Here is a 15,104-nt window from a genome sequence, read left to right as displayed (position 1 = left end):
TGCCGCTCCTTTTTTATGCAGATATCGCTTGTCGACGAAGCCTTACAAATACGTCTACAAATTCGGTGTCCCATTGCGTGCCACGACCGCTCTCTAAAATAGAGAGTGCCTTTTCCATCGGCATCCCAGAGCGATAAGGTCGATCAGACGTCATGGCGTCATAAGCATCGGCAATCGCCATGATTCTTCCGAACAACGGAATGTCGACCTCACTTAAGCGGTCCGGATACCCTTTTCCGTCGATTCGTTCATGGTGCGACCGAACCCCAGCCAAAATCGGTTGAAGGGATGCCGGTAAATGAATTTGACTCAATATATGAATGCCAATCGTCGGATGTTCCTGAATTTTTGAGAACTCTTCGTCTGTCAATTTTCCTTCCTTCAGCAAGACATCATCACGAATCCCGATTTTCCCGATGTCGTGAAGAAGTGCAGACTTATTGAGTAAATCGATTTGTTCCTTTGGCAAATGAAGCGCACGGGCAAGCTCTACCGAGTACATTGCCACACGTTCTGAATGACCGGCCGTATAAGGGTCACGTGCATCGAGGGTTGCCGCGAATAAGATGAAGAGGCTGTCCAGCAGTTGCGCATTCTCTTGTTCCCGAGCGTTCACCGTCTCGACCATTTGGTTGAAGCCCCCAATCAATTGAGCGAACTCATCTAAATAGGGGTTTTCGATTTTTTGGAGTCGTCCTGATTCCATCTGCTCGATGCCTGACGTCAAGAGCCCAATTGGACGTTTGATATTGTCATAGAGTAAGAAACTACATAACACTGCAATGCCGACAATGATGACAAGAATCACAAACGCCCAATTCCAATATGTATCCGTTCGAGTCGAGGTCGACAGTTGAACGCTCGAGGCCAACATAAACAGCATGATGGGAAAGACACCCGTAATGAGCATGCTGATCAATAATTTAGTTCGGACACTGAATGACCGATACGTTGCATGGATAGGCTGATGATACAGTTCATAGTATCTTTCTTTCATATACACGAGTAGCGGTTCCACTGACCGTACCGTTAAAAAGTATTCAATCAACGCGTGCAACACGGCAATCATGACGGCACCGATGGCAGCGAAACCAATCAAACGATACGGTAAATCAATCCAGCCTTGATAAATACAGAGTGTCGTCAAAGCGATTGACGGAATGGATAGTCCAAATAAATGAGGACCCAAAATTCGCTGTACTGTTAAAGTTGGGAAGCGACTCGCCTGTTCGAACGCTGACGTCAATTCTTGGTTCGTTGGAGACTCAGTTGCAAAAAACCGTCGAATCGGTCGAATATGTTTACGATACAAAAGAAGTTCTGACGTAATCATGACAATTCCCGAACCGAACATAATGGCCAGAAGTAGTCCGATTTCACGAACTGACAAATCAAGCGTCTGAAAAATGAAAACGCCCCCCACACCAAAAACCGCTAATCCTGAGCCAATCACATAGTTCACAACGAGTGTTCGTTGAAATCGTTCAAACATCCCTCTCACCTCTGTCACTCTTTTCTTTATCTATCGACCAGATTCCTTTCAAAGTTGAACACAAAAAACGGACCTCCACATGGGAGATCCGTGAAAGAATCAATTAAGGTCGTAACGGACCATCGTTGTCGTCAAGTGAACGATTGTCTTGATCTGGAGTGATATTGTCGTGGAACGGATTTGGTTCCGGCCCGTCTACGTGATCTCCCGTTGAATCATGAACGTCTCGCTTCACTTCGTTCTTCGATTGTTCCGCTTCCTGCTTCGACTGCTCAACACCTTGTTTGGCTTGCTGTTTCGCAGCTTCCGCTTCACGACTCATCTGTTCCTTTTCTTTCTCGAGTCCTTCTTTTGAAACTTCCGTCTCATCAATACGGTGCTCCGCTTTTTTCAAGTAGCGTGCTGCCGTCTCGCGACCGCCAAGACCGAAAGCAAGACCGAAGGCAAGGGCAACGGCTCCAAGAATAAGGAGGAAGGCCGTATTGACAATCATCGGTGCGATGCCGAGCTGACTGATGGCCATGAAGAAGACGAGTCCGAGAATCGCATATTTCGCTACGTAGCGAAGCGCGCTCGGTTGTCCTGCTCCATCGACAAGTACACTTCCGACCAAACGTTCTGCCATATTAGCTAACCAGAAGCCAACTGCCAAGATGATGAGTGCCGCAATCACCATTGGCAAGTAAGCGAAGATCGCAGTGGCGAGAGACGCCATGAACTCGAGATTCGCCACCTGAAGTGCTTCAGATACGAAGAGTAAGATGACGATCACTTGTACAACGACACCGACCACTTGGGCGATTGACATCGAAGATGCTCGTTCCCCGAAGCCCATTTTATGAGCCAATGAATTGACGCCAAGGTTTTCAAGGAGCGATACAACGACACCTTTCAACCATCTTGCCACGAACACACCAACGAGGACGAGGACGATTGCGACAAGGATGTCTGGAATCATGACAAGGACATCATTAAGCATCGCAATCGCTGGTTCCGAGATGCCTCGAATATCAAGCGCTTCAAGTGCCGAAATCGTGACCGGAATCATGATGAAGATGAAGACAATTGTACCGATTGCTTTCGCAAGACTCGATCCCTTCACATAGTCAGAAAGATGGAATCGCTCTGCCAATCGATCTAATCCTGCCGCTTCAAGGAACTTCGTCAAAATGTCACGTACAATCTTCGCGACGACATAACCGATTGCGAAGATAAGCGCTGCCGCCACAAGTTTCGGAATGAATCCAAGGAAACTATTCAACAAGTCTTCGAATGGTCCGCTGACCCCACGAAGTCCAAGTGCGTCAAGCACAGCCGGCAATGCAAGCAATAGAACGAGATAGAAGACGATGTTTGCGACCGTATCGACCCATTTCGTCTGGTTGACACTTGTCGACTCTTGCCCCGTCTTTTCCATCAACTTGCTCAAATTCAAGCGGTGCCCCGCCATTTGAATCCCTTTTTTCAAAAGGGTAGCGATGACCCACGCAACGAGTAAAATCAAACCTGCTTTAATGACACCAATAATCAACCCAGAGAATCCTTCATAAATCTGACTGAACGGCTCTGTGATTGCAGGGACATTCATGAATTCAAAGATGATTAGGAATGCGAGAAGTAACACCCCAAAGAACACCACTTTTGCAATAATGCGTTCAGGTGTCCACTTATCTCCTTTTTCCCCCTCTTTTTTGATACCGGCCCGCTCATCGAGTCGTGCCTTCTTCAATGCTTTTCGTGTCACGTTTTCCAATACTTTCGCCAAGATGTAACCGACTACAAGAATAACAATTGCTAACAAAAGCTCTGGTAGCCATGACATGAACGAATTGAAGTTATACGTTGTATTGTTCATCGAATCTTCCTCCTTTTTTTTATAAAATGATTGTTTTTCTTTAACAGTGCTACTTCTTTAAATACCTATATTTCAAAATCATCAAACATTATGCACATGACAACTCGTTTACATCACTATTACGATTCACTGGAAATGGGTACGTAAGTTAAGAGAGAAATCGTGTCAAATCATGTGAGATATGATACGAATAACATGAGAAGTCATTTTAGGAGGAATTAAAATGAACATCGCTTTAGTGGCTCACGACAAAAAGAAAGACGATTTAATTGTTCTCATTAAAACGTATGCACATATTCTAGAGAAACATCAATTGTTCGCAACGGGTACAACAGGTAAGCGAATTGCGGAAGCGACCGGATTACCCGTTCATTGTTTCCGCTCAGGACCGCTTGGAGGGGACCAAGAAATTGGAGCTGCCGTCGCACGCGGAGAGATGGATATGATTATCTTCTTCCGGGATCCATTGACTGCCCAACCTCACGAACCAGACGTGAGCGCATTGATGCGTCTTTGTGACGTGTATTCCATCCCCCTTTCGACAAATATGGGAGGAAGCGAGATTTTGATTCGAAGCATCGAACAAGGTGATTTCGAGTCGCTTAAACTTTCTCATAATGACGAACCACCTGCGTGACCATCACAAACCAAGAAAGGAGAGGAATCTCCCTGGAACCGAATATGATTCATGACCCGAACGTTCAACAGTTCTTTAACGAAGTACGTCATCGCCTGATCGAACTGATTGGAGATGAGGCGGAAGCGGACCGCCTCTTGCTGGCTCTCGCCGGCTATATCCGCCATGCGGAGAAAAGTGGACAGTCGTTAGACAGTCTCTTAAACCAAGATCCGCATGAGTACGCTCGTTTCCTTATCGAACAACCAGAAACAAATGAAGAATATCGCCGTCGCTACCACGTCTTGATCGATGCCTCGGATGAATTAAAACCTCATGAAAAAGCTCAAGCGAATCGAGATTTCGATTGGGCGGTCAATCAACTGGACGAAGCCAAACTCTCATTGAAAGAGATTGAAGTTCGTGATCTTGCATTCCTCGCTTATACGAAAATCGAAGCGCTCAAATCATCACGGACGATTTGGAACCGTTTCGGCTGGTTGCTCGGTATGATTTTGGCATTTTCATACGCCAACTTACTGCTCGTCATCGACGATGTGTTCAGCGGACGGTTGTTCACTGCACCGATTTCGACATATCCAATCGACTATCTAGCCTTCCTGTTACCTGTCCTCGTGACCGGTGCGATCTTTGGTATATTGACCCGTTTTCGGCACCACATTCATACGCTCGGACGACGGATCGCCTTCGCTTTACTCATCGTGGTCGTCTATGTCACGTCCATCTTTTTGATTCAACCGCTCCTCATGACACTTGGTTGGTCGTTCATCATTCAATTGACTCCACTTTATGCGCTCATTTTGTTGGCGATCAGTGGCTTTATGGCCATTTGGACGTTGATTGAGTTCGTCTGGAAGAGTACACGTTGTTCACTCGGTGACGACACGCTCATGCTTTATTATTAATCTGCGCCGCTCCTATCAGGAGATGGCGTTTTTTGTTTCAATTGCGGATAGAACGGAAATTACTCCTATTGTGACGCTAATTGAAGGTTGGCCAAATTTAAGGGGGTATTCGATGTCAGAACGTAAAATGATTGGTCTGTTTCAAACGGAACAGGAAGTCATGCATAAAGTAGACGAGTTGAGGGCTGCAGGGGAAGCCGAAAAGAATATGCATGTCGTTGCCAAGCGAGATGGGGAAATCTCCGCATTGCGTGACCATACGGATGTAAACGCCGAGGCTGGAGTTCGAGACGTAAATTTGCTCGATCGCGTGAAAGCATTCCTACATGGAAGTGACCGTATCCGCGATGAACTTCGCAACATGGGGCTCAGCGACGCTGAGGCAGAGCAATACTATGATGCCATCGACGAAGGTCAAATCTTACTCTATGTCGATCGTCATTCTTATGATCGTTACCCGAATATGTACAAAAAAGATAGTGAACTCGATCATGACAAAGGTGAGAAGGCAGATGGGATCGCGTTTGATGCAAAGCCGTTCAATGATCATGACGAGGAACCAAAAGGGACAAAGGATGACCCGATTGTTCGTGGACATTCTGGTTTAGAAGACCATCGACGACTATAAGGAGGAACTACTATGAACGAGAAACGATTCATCAGTATGCACGATACACAAGATGCAGCGCTTGGAAAAATCGAAGAGTTGCGGGCAAAAGGGTACGAAGACTCACACATTTACGTCGTCACGAAGCATGAAGACAACGTATCGATTTTGAGACGGGACACAGATGTTCATACAGAAGCTGCACATCATGCAAGTTGGTTCGATAAAGTTCGCGCCTTCTTGAGTGGTCATGAAGATGTTCATGCCGGCTTACGAAACATGGGACTCAGCGAAGAGGAAGTAAAACGTCACTATGACGACGTTGAAGCCGGTAAGATTCTTGTCTATGTCGATGAAGACTTCGAGCGTCGCCATCAAGATGGGGTGACGGTCGATGCGAAACCGTATCAAGACGCATCATCTACCCATCTCGGGAATCACACGAACGATGGTTTGGAAATCGACTCAAAACCATATCACGAGGCCCAGACCGTCGATCCAAGTCATCCGGTAGATCCGGAGCAAGATAAACTAGATGAAGAAACGAAGAAACCTGACCGAGAAGAAAAACTACGTGGTCTCGATGATCGTGCGTATCGAAATGACGTCGAAGACCCAGACAACATCCGACGCTTTTAATTGTAAATAGAGCCTGACGCGCGCGTCAGGCTCTTTGTTATGTCAAACGATTCTTTGGTTCTTTTCCTTCAAGCACGTTCACGATAGCGTCCCGGTTTAACGCCATCATCGCGAGACGTGTCCGAATCGAGGCACTCCCGATATGTGGTAGTGTCGTCACGTTCGGAAGGGTCAATAGTGGATGATTCAAGTCGATCGGTTCTTTCGTGAACACGTCGAGGCCAGCCCCCCAAATCTTTTTCGCCTTGAGCGCCTCATACAATGCCTGTTCGTCAATGATTTCTCCACGAGCCACGTTGATGAAGATCGCTGTTTCTTTCATCTTGGCAAACTCATCTGCCCCAAGCATTCCACGCGTCTCGTCCGTGAGTGGTGCGAGAACGACGACGAAATCAGATTGCGTTAACAGTTCATCGAGCTCCGCATAGGTGAAGCCATACATCGACTCCGACTCGTGACGACGCGTCCGATTATGATACAAGACGTCCATGTCAAATCCTCGCGCCCGTCGTGCGACCGCTTCACCGATTCGTCCCATTCCGATGATCCCAAGTTTCGCTTGATAGAGGTCCATCCCGACATATCCCATCGGAAGCCACGATTTCCACTCACCGGCACGTAAATCACGCTCGGCCTCTCCGAGACGTCGCGCCGTCATCATCATGAGTCCAAACGTCAGGTCCGCTGTCGTTTCCGTCAAGACGTCCGGTGTATTGGTCACGATGACACTCTTCTCTTTCGCTGCCTTCAAGTCGATGTTGTTATAGCCGACAGCCAAGTTGGAAACGACCTCTAAATGCGGTGCACGCTCAAGCACTTCATGGTCAATCGTGTCACTAAGCATCGTCCAGAGCGCATGCGCAGATGAGACTTCTTCTAGAAGCACCTCACGAGGAACACTCTGCCCCTCATGTTCCCACATACGCACGTCATAGTGTTCACGAAGCGGCGCGACCGCTTCTTCCGGCAAGCGTCGCGTAATATAGATTCGTTTTTTCATCTTTCTCCCCCTCTCTACGATTACTTGTAGTCTAACAAAAGGGAGTCGTCAGGATGGTTGATTCGACTTCGGATTTTGTTTCAAGAACTGTTCAAACAACGAACCGAACTCTTGATTCAACAACTGCTCGATTGTTTTTGAGGAGTCCATCGCATTTCGATAGGCAATTTCGTTGATGGCGAGTCCGATCGCCCACGTGATCCCTGAGGCAACTGTCGCATTGATGACACCGGCTGCCGCATTCGCTCCCGGGAAGAACTTCATGACATTCAATAGAATCGTTTTCGATAACGTACGTCCGATTTGTGGGATAATCGTGCTTCCAATGAGCGTCTTCAGTAAATCATCACTCGCCTTCACGCCCCAATAGCGAAACAGATGGACGCTCATCGTCACTTGAATCGGTGTCAAGGCCACGGCATCTGCAAACGGAAGCGGGACTGCAGCGGCCGTTCCTGCGCTCGCCACATACCCTGAAATGATTCGATTGGCCTTCTTCCGTTTCAACTTGAGCATCGTCTCACTCTCTGCTTGAATCTCCATCAGGAGTCCTTCCTGCAAAGAAGCGTCTAGCTGTTCAACCGACCATACAATCAATCGTTCCCAATCGACAACTTGTCGTAACGTTTCATCGTTCAGTATTTCCGAGGCGATACTGACCTGAAACACGGATTCCTCCGATACGACCCCATCCAGTTCATTTCGCAATGCTGTCAGTTCATCTAAATCGACCTGATCGATTTGTGTAAATAAGACAGCGACAGCAGTCGATTCACGAAGACGACGAATGAGCGCCTTGTCGAGTGGCGTGACACGTTTTGTCGCGGCGTTGATTGTGTACCAAACGAGATGGATTCGTTCGGATGCTTCTTGTTGCTTTGCGTTCTCCACAAACCCGATGACTTCTTCCTCGTAATGTTGTTGGCGTGCACTCCCGATCTCGTACCCTTCGCTATCAAACAACGTGACCGCGATATCGTCACTCTTATATTGATGGATTCCCCGAGTGACGGGCTCCCCTGCCGCCACCTTTGTCAAATCCCGACCGAACACATGGTTCACGACCGAACTTTTCCCCGCGCCCGTCGCCCCTGCGATGAGGATGTTTGGTTTTTTTACATTTCCACGAAGTCGCTCGAGCTCTGCTTTTAAATCATAGTCTTTAAAATCAAACCGCTTTGTCGATTCCATTCTCGTTTCCCCCTTTATGAGTTGAGCGTTTGCCCTAGCTGACGCATCTCGCGCTCAAAGCCACGTCGAATCTCTTCTTCAATCGTTTGTTTCACAGATGTGTATTGCTGATCGATGGCCTTTTTGATGCCTCGTTCTGCCGTTCGGCGCTTGAATGCCCAGTAAATGAAATGCACTCCGGGAATCATTCCGAGAACCATCTTCCTTACCGTTTTTCCAAATGAATAGTCAAATCCGAGTTCGACTCGTCTCGTTCTAAACAAGTGGTCTGCTTGTTCACCGACTAATGGGTACCGTTGCATGAGTTGGATATAGTGACGTACCCCTTCAGCCATCGCATCTTCTGTCGTCACGGCCGCCTGCTCAAGTGTTTTCTCTAAATCCTTTTCAATGTGACGGGCTTTCCAACTGATCATCGCCTGTGGGGTGAGCATACGGATTTTTTCTGCCGAATCGATACTTCGAATCCTCCAATCTTCCAACTCTTCTAAAAGATGATTCGTCAGATTGATGGGAAGTTTTCGTTCGATGTCTTTCCAAAGGTTCGTCCGATTCCGTTTCCATACGTCTTCGTAGCCTCTTACCGGAACACGTTTCCCGGTCAGTAACTTCTTCTCGACACTGTTGACACGAATGATGTCCCCTTCATCGATTGGCAGTTCACGTAACAATACCCGTTCCATCGCTTCTGCCTTCTGCACACTCATCGGGTCTTCTTCATTGAAGTTGGTCAGAATGAGGGTGACGTTGCTCCCCCGTTCATATAACGGCTTTAAAATCGCCTCAAGCTCGTATGCCTCGACACGTCCTGACTGCACGGACAACAAGTAGTAAATGGTGTGAAACCATTCTGCGATATCGAGCGCCCCTTCGCGCTGATGAACGATGGATAGGATGGCTTGATGCCACTCTTCGGAACGGTCTGCCTCGAGCCCCCACGTATCAAAGAAACGAAACAAGATCCCCCGCTCTAAATCGTAATACTCATATTCATGAAGCCCTTCTGCAGTGACCGGACTTCCGGCACGCGATTCGGCGACGTCATGTCCATATATATAATTGATGAACGCACTCTTTCCGACGCCAGTTTTCCCGGCAATCAAAATATTCGAGACGAGCCCTGTCCGATCCATATGCTTCCTCCCCTATTCGTTGTATAGTTCAATTATACCGAATGGGGCAACTTCAAACGTCCATCGAAAGGATGATTCTCATGCTACACCATGTTGAACTATACGTATCCAACCTAAATGACAGTATACGTGCTTGGGAATGGCTCCTCTGTGACCAGCTAGCGTACACGCTCTATCAGTCGTGGCCAGAAGGTCGAAGCTATCGTTACGGCGATACATATCTCGTGTTCGTTCAAACAGAGGAAGACCACCTCACTCCGCCCTACCATCGAAAAAAGACCGGACTCAATCACTTGGCGTTTCATGCCTCATCGCTCACACAATTAGAAGAAATCCGACAACAGCTCGCGTCACACGGTTTTCGTGAGTTGTATGCTGACCGCTTTCCTCACGCAGGTGGTCCGAACTATACAGCACTGTTTTTTGAAGACCCGGACCGCATCAAAGTCGAACTCGTGGCAACGATGTGAACGGTTTCGTGAGAACTTCTTGAAAGTTTGTGAAAACAATTGCAAACTTTTGACCAACCTCCTAGACTGAAAATGTCTAAAGGAGGTCTTCTCATGGAAAAACAAGTCATCGACTATATGGAAGAAGCCGCATTTAAAAAAACGTCATTGCTTCAGCAATCATTTTCGCAATACATGTTACGTTCGATTATCGCTGGTTTTTTGATTGGGATCGGGGTCGTCTTCTCGTTCACGGTCGGAAACATGTTCATCGATGTACCCGGCACGATGCTCATCGCCGGTGCGAGCTTCTCGGTCGCGCTCGTCTTCATCGTCTGGATGGGTGGAGAACTATTTACGAGTAACACGATGTATCTCTACACCGGGGCGAAACGGGGTCGTGTCGACTGGTTAGACTTAGCAAAAATATGGGGACTCAGTTGGTTCGGTAACTTGATCGGTGCCATCATTTTGTCGCTGCTCGTCATCGGTGCCCACAGCATGGGAGAAGTGACGGGTGACCATTTACTCGCTGTCGTCGCAGCGAAAAAAATCGGTGGAGATGCCTTTGCGATTTTCCTGAAAGGTATCTTATGTAACGTACTCGTCTGTTTGGCCATCTTTATGCCGCTCAAAACGAACAACGATGTTGCGAAGATCATGCTGACGATGATTCCCGTCGTCGTATTCTTTGCTGCTGGGTTCGAACACTCGATTGCGAACATGGGCGTCTTCGCGCTTGCGCTACATTATGTACCATCGGACCTCATTAACTTTAGCGGTGCCCTTTACAATCTGTTCTTCGCTACACTAGGTAATATTGTCGGTGGTGCATTGTTCGTTGCCGGAAGTTACTTATATTTGAACAAATCAGAAACAGAGCAAGCCGTCAAACCGATTCGCCAACGCGCATAAAAAGACAGGGACCCCGATCAGCAGGGTCCCTGTTTGTTTTGTCATGTTTATTAAGATTTTGAAGAGTCAGCAGCGGCTGCTTGAACAGAACCTTGTGCCACTTCGTCTTCTTCCACGTCCCAGCACTCTGTGTTCTCGATGCCGAGTTTACGAGCAGAGAAGCGTGGGTTGAGACCTTGAGCACGTTGCTCTTCGTAGTCTTTAAGAACTTTGAAGGCAACGCCACCGAGCAATGTGATGGCCGCGATGTTGATCAATGTCATTCCTGCCATGAAGAGGTCAGCGAGGCTCCATACGAATCCAAGGCTTGCGACCGCTCCGATGAAGACGAATGCCATTGTTGCAAGACGGAATCCGAGGACTGCACCTTTGCTCTTCTTGATGAATTCGATGTTCGTTTCACCGTAGTAGTAGCTTCCTGCGATTGAACTGAACGCGAACAAGAAGACGCTGACGGCGATGAATGCTGGAGCAAGTGCCCCGATTTGTTCAGTCAAAGCGTTTTGAAGAAGGACGATCCCTTCACCGTTCCCTGAAGCATAGCTGTCTGAGAGAAGGATGATTGCTGCAGTTGCCGTACAAACGATCAATGTATCCAAGAATACACCGAGAGCTTGAAGGAAACCTTGTTTCGCTGGGTGCGATACTTCAGCAGCTGCTGCTGCGTTTGGTGCAGAACCCATACCAGCTTCGTTCGAGAAGAGTCCACGACGGACACCCATTGAGATTGCAGCACCGATTGAACCACCGACCGCTTCGTCTAAACCGAATGCGCTTTGGAAGATCATCGCGAACACAGCTGGAAGTTCAGCGAAGTTTACAACAACAACGTAAAGTGCGATTGCAAGGTACAAGACAGCCATGACAGGTACGACGATTGCTGAGAAGTTCGCGACACGTTGTACACCACCAAAAATAACGAGACCTGTAAGGACAACTAAGACAGCTCCACCGATGACTGCATCGACGCCGAACGCGTTATCGAATGCTGCAGCGATTGTGTTCGATTGAACTGAGTTGAAGATGAGACCAAATGTGACGGCGATGAGAACCGCGAATACGATTCCGAGTGCACGGTTGTTCAATCCTTTTTCGATGTAGTAAGCCGGACCACCGCGGTACGCAACATCGTCTTTCACTTTGTATACTTGAGCCAATGTACTTTCGATCATAGCCGTTGCTCCACCGAGAAGGGCAACGATCCACATCCAGAAGACCGCTCCCGGTCCACCGAGTGTGACGGCTACCGTAACCCCTGCAAGGTTACCTGTACCGATACGAGTCGCAGCACCGATGAAGAATGATTTCATTGGTGTGATACTCTTTCCATCTTTTGCTGGCGTCACGTCCGATTTATCTGTAATCGTACGGAACATTTCTTTTAAGTAACGGAACTGCATAAATCGTGTTCTGACCGTGAAGTAGATCCCGGCTCCGACGAGCACGGCGATCAATACGTACGACCATAAGATGTTGTTCAAAAAGTCGACGCTTCCCTGTAACATACCTTGAATCGCTTCCATGAATAAGTTCCTCCCTGTTGTGTGAATCTGAAGTTGAGAATTTTTATGATGTCTTAGTTCTGAATTATACAAAGATTCTGACAATTAGCAATAATTTTTTTATAGGTGATTTCACTATTTTTTCACATGTTTTAAGCAAGATTCCTTATTTATAAGTAATTAAAGCGCTTACATAAAAATGTTTAGAAATATTAAATCATGATTATATTCATTGATGATGAAACGCATATTCAAAAAAACAGCCACTCTTTTCGAGTAGCTGCCGTCTTAAATACCAGTACGTTTCTTCTGGTTATTTGGTTTTTTCGTCAATTGGCTCGTCAACGGTTTTTGTTTTGTACCATGTAAACCTGTCGGAACCTTTGTCTGGTTCTGTTTCTTTTCTGCCAGCTTTTGTTTCATCGCTTCTTGAAAAGATAGTTTTTTCTCACTCATCTTACTCACCTCCAGCTTCGATCACTTTCACACGACCGACCTGTCCATCGCTCAAACGCACTTTGATTCCGTGCGGATGACGTGGCGAGTTCGTCAATATATCTTGAACGACGCCTTTCGTCAGCTTCCCGCTTCGTTGATCTTGTTTCAAAACGATTTGGACATGGAGCCCTGGGCGAATGTCAGCACGTTTCGTTCCATCCATACCCGACACCCCTTTCCATTTAGTCAATCTCTATCATATGCTCTTTTCCCTTATTTGTCACAGCCTATTCCAGATCCCGATTTGTCGCATCGGCTCCGTCATATAACTTTGATCGGTCTGTAGCACCTTCTCTGGAAGAGAATCATGAAACACAATACGTACTCCCCGATGTGAGAAGATGACATCAATGACCTCGTTTCCGTCTATATCGCAAAGTGTCGCTGTTCCTCGAAGAGCATGAAAAGCTTCCGCGAACGCTTCCGCAAAGCTGAGATATGCTGTCACGGATGTCGCCATACGGCTTTGATCAATCTTTAAGGTTAATCGTTCACGAGTGGCACTTTCGATTACGACGTGTACGGTATCATTCCCATCCGAAAATTCAATCGTATGCATCCTCACTCCACCTCTCATTCAAAAAAGGTACCCTCCTAGGAAGGTACCCCTCTATCATAAACGATATAACCGCGCTGCGAATGGTCGCAGCATGAATGTCTCGGTATCAATCGTCTCCGGATCGATTTCATTCGTCATGACAAGCGTCGCACCCGCAATCTCCGGGATGGTCACTTCTGCCGGATTCGCGGTCAAGTTGACAACCACGTAGAATCGATTGTTCTCAAATGTACGTTCATAGACGAAAGCCTGCTTATGCTCTGGCAAGACATCACGATAACGACCGTACGTAAACGTATCTTCGGCCCGGCGAAGACGAATCATTTCCTTGTAGAACGAGAGAATCGAGTGCTGATCGTTTCGCTGTGCCTCGACGTTGAGTGTCTCATACTCTTCGTGAATCGGCATCCATGGGGTTGTCGTCGAGAAACCGGCATGCGGTGACGCATCCCATTGAATCGGCGTTCGCACGTTATCACGGGATGTGCCCCATACTTGCTGCATCGAGTCGACTTCACTCATCCCGTTCGCAATCCGTTCGAAGTATTCATTCTTCGTCGCGACGTCATCGTAATCATGGATGGATGGAAGCGGTACGTTCTTCATCCCAATCTCTTGTCCCTGGTAAATAAACGGTGTCCCGTGCATAAAGAAGTACATCATCGCGAGCGCGGTCGCACTCTCCCGCCAATAATGATGCTCATCCCCAACGAGCGAGACCGCCCGCACCATGTCATGGTTTTCAATATATAGCGCGTTCCAACCCGTCTCACGTAAACCTTGTTGCCACTTATCGAAGATTCGTTTCAATTCGACGACATCGAGTGGGGCCAGACGTGACCGCCGCATAATGTCGACATGGTCAAAATGAAACGCCATATTCATCGCGCCGTTTTCTGGACCCATCCAAAGATCCGCTGCTTCCGGCTCTATCCCGTTCGTTTCACCAACCGTCATAATATCGTATTTCGAGAATGTTTCCCGTTTCATCTCTTGAAGATAGTCATGAATGCCGTCGATGTTCGAGTACATCGAGAACGCCGTGACGACCGGTTTGCCGTCCGGCGATGGGAGCATCGTTCCCGTTGGCATCTTTTTAATGTGACTGATCGCATCGACGCGGAATCCGTCCACCCCTTTATCGAGCCACCAGTTGATCATGTCATAGATGGCCGTCCGAACTTCACGGTTCTCCCAGTTCAAGTCCGGTTGCTTCTTCGAAAAGACGTGTAAGTAGTATTGATCGGTCTGTTGATCGTATTCCCAAGCAGAGCCGCCAAAGATACTTGCCCAGTTGCTCGGTGGCGCGCCATCTTTTCCGTCTCGCCAAATGTACCAATCCCGTTTTGGGTTGTCTGTTGAGCTTTTCGACTCGAGGAACCACGGATGCTCATCCGATGTATGGTTGACGACGAGGTCGAGCAACAGTTTCATGCCACGTGCATGTACGGCCGCTAATAGCGCATCGAAATCTTCCATTGTTCCGAACTCTTCCATAATGTCTTGATAGTCACTAATATCATATCCGTTGTCATCGTTTGGCGACTTATACATCGGACAAATCCAAATCACGTCAATGCCAAGGTCTTCTAAGTAATCGAGCTTTTCGATAATCCCACGTAAATCTCCGATTCCATCCCCATTCGAATCTTTGAAACTTCGTGGATAGATTTGATAGGCAATCGCCTCTTTCCACCATACGCGACTCACTTCTGTTTGTTT

At 47.5% G+C, this 15,104-nt stretch carries 16 protein-coding genes; 6 read left to right on the top strand and 10 right to left on the bottom strand.

All coding sequences use genetic code 11. The features are described 5' to 3' along the window. Positions 1-13: 13 nt before the first annotated feature. A complete protein-coding gene (locus KNO86_RS09720) occupies positions 14-1,492 on the bottom strand; it encodes an HD-GYP domain-containing protein (protein WP_214695669.1) in 1,479 nt (492 codons plus the stop codon). A gap of 103 nt (positions 1,493-1,595) precedes the next feature. Next, positions 1,596-3,347, bottom strand: a complete 1,752-nt coding sequence (locus tag KNO86_RS09715; RefSeq protein WP_214695667.1) for a mechanosensitive ion channel — start codon at positions 3,345-3,347, stop codon at positions 1,596-1,598. 223 nt (positions 3,348-3,570) lie between these two features. Between KNO86_RS09715 and KNO86_RS09710 the strand changes: the two genes are divergently transcribed. The 4 genes from KNO86_RS09710 (at position 3,571) to KNO86_RS09695 (ending at position 6,135) form a co-directional block, all read left to right on the top strand. Next, positions 3,571-3,984 (top strand): methylglyoxal synthase, encoded by a 414-nt coding sequence (locus KNO86_RS09710; protein WP_026824646.1) that lies wholly within the window; start codon positions 3,571-3,573, stop codon positions 3,982-3,984. After that, positions 3,981-4,889, top strand: a complete 909-nt coding sequence (locus KNO86_RS09705) for a hypothetical protein (protein WP_353047395.1) — start codon at positions 3,981-3,983, stop codon at positions 4,887-4,889. The genes KNO86_RS09710 and KNO86_RS09705 overlap by 4 nt, the downstream gene beginning before the upstream one ends. A 112-nt stretch (positions 4,890-5,001) precedes the next feature. Continuing rightward, positions 5,002-5,517 (top strand): YflT domain-containing protein, encoded by a 516-nt coding sequence (locus tag KNO86_RS09700; RefSeq protein WP_214695665.1) that lies wholly within the window; start codon positions 5,002-5,004, stop codon positions 5,515-5,517. A gap of 12 nt (positions 5,518-5,529) precedes the next feature. After that, complete coding sequence (locus tag KNO86_RS09695; protein WP_214695663.1) at positions 5,530-6,135, top strand: YflT domain-containing protein; 606 nt, start codon at positions 5,530-5,532, stop codon at positions 6,133-6,135. 37 nt (positions 6,136-6,172) lie between these two features. Here KNO86_RS09695 and KNO86_RS09690 read toward each other — a convergent pair whose 3' ends face one another. The 3 genes from KNO86_RS09690 to KNO86_RS09680 are packed head-to-tail and all read right to left on the bottom strand — an operon-like array spanning position 6,173 to position 9,459. Continuing rightward, positions 6,173-7,135 carry a 2-hydroxyacid dehydrogenase gene (locus KNO86_RS09690; protein ID WP_214695661.1) on the bottom strand — a complete coding sequence of 321 codons (963 nt, stop codon included), beginning with the start codon at positions 7,133-7,135 and terminating at the stop codon, positions 6,173-6,175. A 48-nt stretch (positions 7,136-7,183) separates the two neighbouring features. Next, positions 7,184-8,326: a YcjF family protein gene (locus KNO86_RS09685; RefSeq protein ID WP_214695659.1), complete on the bottom strand. Its 1,143-nt coding sequence runs from the start codon at positions 8,324-8,326 to the stop codon at positions 7,184-7,186. 14 nt (positions 8,327-8,340) lie between these two features. Continuing rightward, complete coding sequence (locus KNO86_RS09680) at positions 8,341-9,459, bottom strand: GTPase (RefSeq protein ID WP_214695657.1); 1,119 nt, start codon at positions 9,457-9,459, stop codon at positions 8,341-8,343. Between the two features lie 80 nt (positions 9,460-9,539). Here KNO86_RS09680 and KNO86_RS09675 point away from each other — a divergent pair, with 80 nt between their 5' ends. Both KNO86_RS09675 and KNO86_RS09670 read left to right on the top strand, forming a co-directional pair. Further along, positions 9,540-9,929, top strand: a complete 390-nt coding sequence (locus KNO86_RS09675) for a VOC family protein (protein ID WP_214695655.1) — start codon at positions 9,540-9,542, stop codon at positions 9,927-9,929. A gap of 93 nt (positions 9,930-10,022) precedes the next feature. Next, positions 10,023-10,823 carry a formate/nitrite transporter family protein gene (locus KNO86_RS09670; protein ID WP_214695653.1) on the top strand — a complete coding sequence of 267 codons (801 nt, stop codon included), beginning with the start codon at positions 10,023-10,025 and terminating at the stop codon, positions 10,821-10,823. Between the two features lie 50 nt (positions 10,824-10,873). Here the strand turns inward: KNO86_RS09670 and KNO86_RS09665 are convergent, their stop codons facing one another. The 5 genes from KNO86_RS09665 to KNO86_RS09645 form a co-directional block, all read right to left on the bottom strand. Further along, positions 10,874-12,346 carry an alanine/glycine:cation symporter family protein gene (locus KNO86_RS09665; RefSeq protein ID WP_214695651.1) on the bottom strand — a complete coding sequence of 491 codons (1,473 nt, stop codon included), beginning with the start codon at positions 12,344-12,346 and terminating at the stop codon, positions 10,874-10,876. Between the two features lie 267 nt (positions 12,347-12,613). Next, positions 12,614-12,781, bottom strand: coding sequence for a hypothetical protein (locus KNO86_RS09660; RefSeq protein ID WP_015880321.1), 168 nt, complete (start codon positions 12,779-12,781; stop codon positions 12,614-12,616). 1 nt (position 12,782) lies between these two features. Beyond that, positions 12,783-12,986: a YwbE family protein gene (locus KNO86_RS09655; protein ID WP_015880320.1), complete on the bottom strand. Its 204-nt coding sequence runs from the start codon at positions 12,984-12,986 to the stop codon at positions 12,783-12,785. 57 nt (positions 12,987-13,043) lie between these two features. After that, positions 13,044-13,382 carry a hypothetical protein gene (locus KNO86_RS09650; protein WP_214695649.1) on the bottom strand — a complete coding sequence of 113 codons (339 nt, stop codon included), beginning with the start codon at positions 13,380-13,382 and terminating at the stop codon, positions 13,044-13,046. Between the two features lie 54 nt (positions 13,383-13,436). Further along, the gene (locus KNO86_RS09645; RefSeq protein WP_214696035.1) at positions 13,437-15,092 is read right to left on the bottom strand and encodes a glycoside hydrolase family 13 protein; all 1,656 of its coding nucleotides are present in this window, start codon (positions 15,090-15,092) and stop codon (positions 13,437-13,439) included. Positions 15,093-15,104 lie beyond the last annotated feature (12 nt).

The organism is Exiguobacterium sp. s160 (assembly GCF_018617575.1).
Lineage (GTDB): Bacteria > Bacillota > Bacilli > Exiguobacteriales > Exiguobacteriaceae > Exiguobacterium > Exiguobacterium aestuarii_A.
The sequence above is the reverse complement of the archived record's forward strand: the minus strand, read 5'-3'. Positions and strand labels throughout refer to the sequence as shown.

What these genes read in the sequence shown, in the direction of transcription:
- KNO86_RS09720 (WP_214695669.1), bottom strand. Translation starts at nt 1,492, where the DNA reads ATGTTTGAACGATTTCAACGAACACTCGTTGTGAACTATGTGATTGGC.
- KNO86_RS09715 (WP_214695667.1), bottom strand. Translation starts at nt 3,347, where the DNA reads ATGAACAATACAACGTATAACTTCAATTCGTTCATGTCATGGCTACCA.
- KNO86_RS09710 (WP_026824646.1), top strand. Translation starts at nt 3,571, where the DNA reads ATGAACATCGCTTTAGTGGCTCACGACAAAAAGAAAGACGATTTAATT.
- KNO86_RS09700 (WP_214695665.1), top strand. Translation starts at nt 5,002, where the DNA reads ATGTCAGAACGTAAAATGATTGGTCTGTTTCAAACGGAACAGGAAGTC.
- KNO86_RS09695 (WP_214695663.1), top strand. Translation starts at nt 5,530, where the DNA reads ATGAACGAGAAACGATTCATCAGTATGCACGATACACAAGATGCAGCG.
- KNO86_RS09690 (WP_214695661.1), bottom strand. Translation starts at nt 7,135, where the DNA reads ATGAAAAAACGAATCTATATTACGCGACGCTTGCCGGAAGAAGCGGTC.
- KNO86_RS09685 (WP_214695659.1), bottom strand. Translation starts at nt 8,326, where the DNA reads ATGGAATCGACAAAGCGGTTTGATTTTAAAGACTATGATTTAAAAGCA.
- KNO86_RS09680 (WP_214695657.1), bottom strand. Translation starts at nt 9,459, where the DNA reads ATGGATCGGACAGGGCTCGTCTCGAATATTTTGATTGCCGGGAAAACT.
- KNO86_RS09675 (WP_214695655.1), top strand. Translation starts at nt 9,540, where the DNA reads ATGCTACACCATGTTGAACTATACGTATCCAACCTAAATGACAGTATA.
- KNO86_RS09670 (WP_214695653.1), top strand. Translation starts at nt 10,023, where the DNA reads ATGGAAAAACAAGTCATCGACTATATGGAAGAAGCCGCATTTAAAAAA.
- KNO86_RS09665 (WP_214695651.1), bottom strand. Translation starts at nt 12,346, where the DNA reads ATGGAAGCGATTCAAGGTATGTTACAGGGAAGCGTCGACTTTTTGAAC.
- KNO86_RS09660 (WP_015880321.1), bottom strand. Translation starts at nt 12,781, where the DNA reads ATGAGTGAGAAAAAACTATCTTTTCAAGAAGCGATGAAACAAAAGCTG.
- KNO86_RS09655 (WP_015880320.1), bottom strand. Translation starts at nt 12,986, where the DNA reads ATGGATGGAACGAAACGTGCTGACATTCGCCCAGGGCTCCATGTCCAA.
- KNO86_RS09650 (WP_214695649.1), bottom strand. Translation starts at nt 13,382, where the DNA reads ATGCATACGATTGAATTTTCGGATGGGAATGATACCGTACACGTCGTA.